The 2,521-nt window shown below is 71.4% G+C and carries 2 protein-coding genes; both read left to right on the top strand.

The genetic code is table 11. From position 1 onward, the window contains the following. On the top strand, positions 1 to 1,121 hold a 1,121-nt coding region (locus VFZ20_RS00300), incomplete at its 5' end, for a pitrilysin family protein (protein WP_329681808.1). Positions 1,122 to 1,135: 14 nt separating this feature from the next. Beyond that, on the top strand, positions 1,136 to 2,521 hold a 1,386-nt coding region (locus VFZ20_RS00305; RefSeq protein ID WP_329681809.1), incomplete at its 3' end, for a pitrilysin family protein.

The raw sequence follows: 2,521 nt of genomic DNA on the forward strand, positions 1-2,521 counted from the left end.
TGTTCGAGCACATGATGTTCGAGGGCAGCGAGAACGCGCCCAAGGGCGAGCACAGCCGCCTGCTGCGCGCCGCCGGCGCCACCAACCTGAACGCGTCCACCAGCGAGGACCGGACGAACTACTACCAGGTGGTGCCGCCCAGCCGCATGAACCTGGCCCTGTGGCTGGAGTCGGACCGCATGCGCGCCCTGCAGGTGACGGAGCCGCAGTTGCGCAACCAGCAGGAGATCGTCAAGGAGGAGCGGCGCCTGCGCGTGGACAACGCGCCGTACTCGCCGTCGCTCAACCTGGCCCGCACCAAGCCGTTCAGCGGATCGACCTGCTTTTCGTACTCGCACGACGTGATCGGGTCCATGGCGGACCTGGACTCGGCGCGCATCGAGGACGTGCAGCAGTTCTTCCGCACCTACTACGCGCCCAACAACGCCACGCTCACCCTTACGGGCGACTTCGATCCCGCGCAGGCGCGGCAGCTGGTGCAGCAGTACTTCGCCTCCATCCCGGCGGTGCAGGCGCCGCCGCCGGTGCAGTGCGAAAACGCGTTCACCAACCTGCCCAGCCGCGACACCATCCGCGACATGAACGCGCCGCTGCCGGCGTTCATGGCCGCCTACGGTGCCGTGCCGGTGACGCACGACGACGCGTACGCGCTGGAGCTGCTGAGCAACATCATGGGCACGGGTAACAGCTCGCGGCTCAACCAGCGGCTGGTCAAGCAGGAGCGCGCGGCGTCGCTGGCCACGCTGTTCTCGGACCTGCGCCGGGGCTCGGGGCTCATGTTCTTCTACCTGCGCTCCAACCAGGGCGTGGACGCCGGCCGCCTGGAGTCGCTGCTGGACGAGGAGATCGACAAGCTGCTGCGCGACGGCGTGACGCAGGCGGAGCTGGACCGCGCCAAGAACCAGCAGCGCGCCAGCTTCATCCGCGGCATGCAGACGGCCATGGGCCGGGCCGAGACGCTGCAGATGTACGCGCTGTACTTTGGCGACCCGGCCGAGGTGCGCAACGCCGTCGCCCGCTACGACGCCGTCACCCGCGAAGACGTGCTGCGCGTGGCGCGGCAGTACCTGCGCCCCGACAACCGCGCCGTGGTGGTGACCCTCCCCGGCCGCACCCAGTGAGGAGACCTCCCGTGATGAAGCTCAATCGACTTCGCTTCGCCGCGCCGGCGCTCCTCGCCCTGGGCGCCGCGCTCCCCGCGGCGGCCCAGCAGCAGCCGCCCGCGCCCCTGCCGTCGCGCCCCGTGCAGTTCCCCTCGTTCACCGAGACGCAGCTGCCCAACGGCATGCGCCTGCTGGTGGTGCAGAGCCAGGCGCTGCCCGTGGCCAACCTGGACCTGTACGTGCGCTCCGGCTCCGCGGCCGATCCGGCCGACAAGCTGGGGCTGGCGCAGATGACGGCGGCCCTGCTGGACAAGGGCACGCCCACCCGCACGGCCGTGCAGATCGCCGAGACGGTGGAGGGCGTGGGCGGCAGCATGGGCGCCTTTGCCGGCGTGGACAACCTCACGCTGAGCGTGGGCGTGCTGAGCGACCAGCTGCCCCTGGCGTTCGAGCTGCTGAGCGACGTGGCCCGCAACCCCACGTTCCCCGAGCAGGAGATGGAGACGTCGCGGGCCCAGCAGATCGCCGGCCTGCGCGCGTCGCTGGGGCAGCCGGGCACGCTCGCCGCGCGCATGTTCGACCAGCAGGTGTACGGCGCCGGCCACCCGTACGGCCGCCAGCGCACGCCGCAGACGGTGGCCGCGCTCACCCGCGAGGACGTGGTGGCATTCCACCACACGCACTTCGTGCCGGCCAACACCATGCTGGTGGTGTCGGGCAACGTGACGCCGGCGCAGGCGCAGGAGATGGCGCAGCGCTACTTCGGCAGCTGGACGGGCGGGCCGGCCCCGGAGGACCGCTTCAGCGCGCCGCCGTCGCGGCAGAGCACGGAGATCTTCCTGGTGCACCGTCCCAACTCCGTGCAGTCGTCCATCTACGTGGGCAACCCGGGCCTCATGGCCGACAACCCGGACTACTACGCGGCCCAGGTGCTCAACATGGTGCTGGGCCTGAGCGGCGACTCGCGCCTGGAAGAGATCCTGCGCGGGCAGCACGGGTGGACGTACGGCGCCCGCTCGCGCTACAACCGCCTGCTGGGCGGCGGCACCTACCTGGCCAGCACGGACGTGCGCGTGGCCGTGACGGACAGCGCCCTGGCCGAGCTGATGGTGCAGCTGCGCCGCATTCGCGACGAGGCCGTGCCCCAGGCGGAGCTGGACCGCGCCAAGAGCTACCTGACGGCCTCGTTCCCCGGCACGGTCGAGACGCCCAACCAGGCCGCCACCAGTCTGGCCGCCACGCGGCTGATGGGCCTTCCGGCCCAGCACCTCACGAGCTACCCGGAGCGCATCGCGGCCGTGACGGTGGCGGACGTGCAGCGGGTGGCGCGGCAGTACCTGCAGCCGGAGCGCGCCGTGATCGTGGTCGTGGGCGACGCCACGCAGATCCTGGAGCGCCTGCGCCCCATCGCGCCCGTC

Source organism: Longimicrobium sp. (assembly GCF_036280135.1).
Lineage (GTDB): Bacteria > Gemmatimonadota > Gemmatimonadetes > Longimicrobiales > Longimicrobiaceae > Longimicrobium.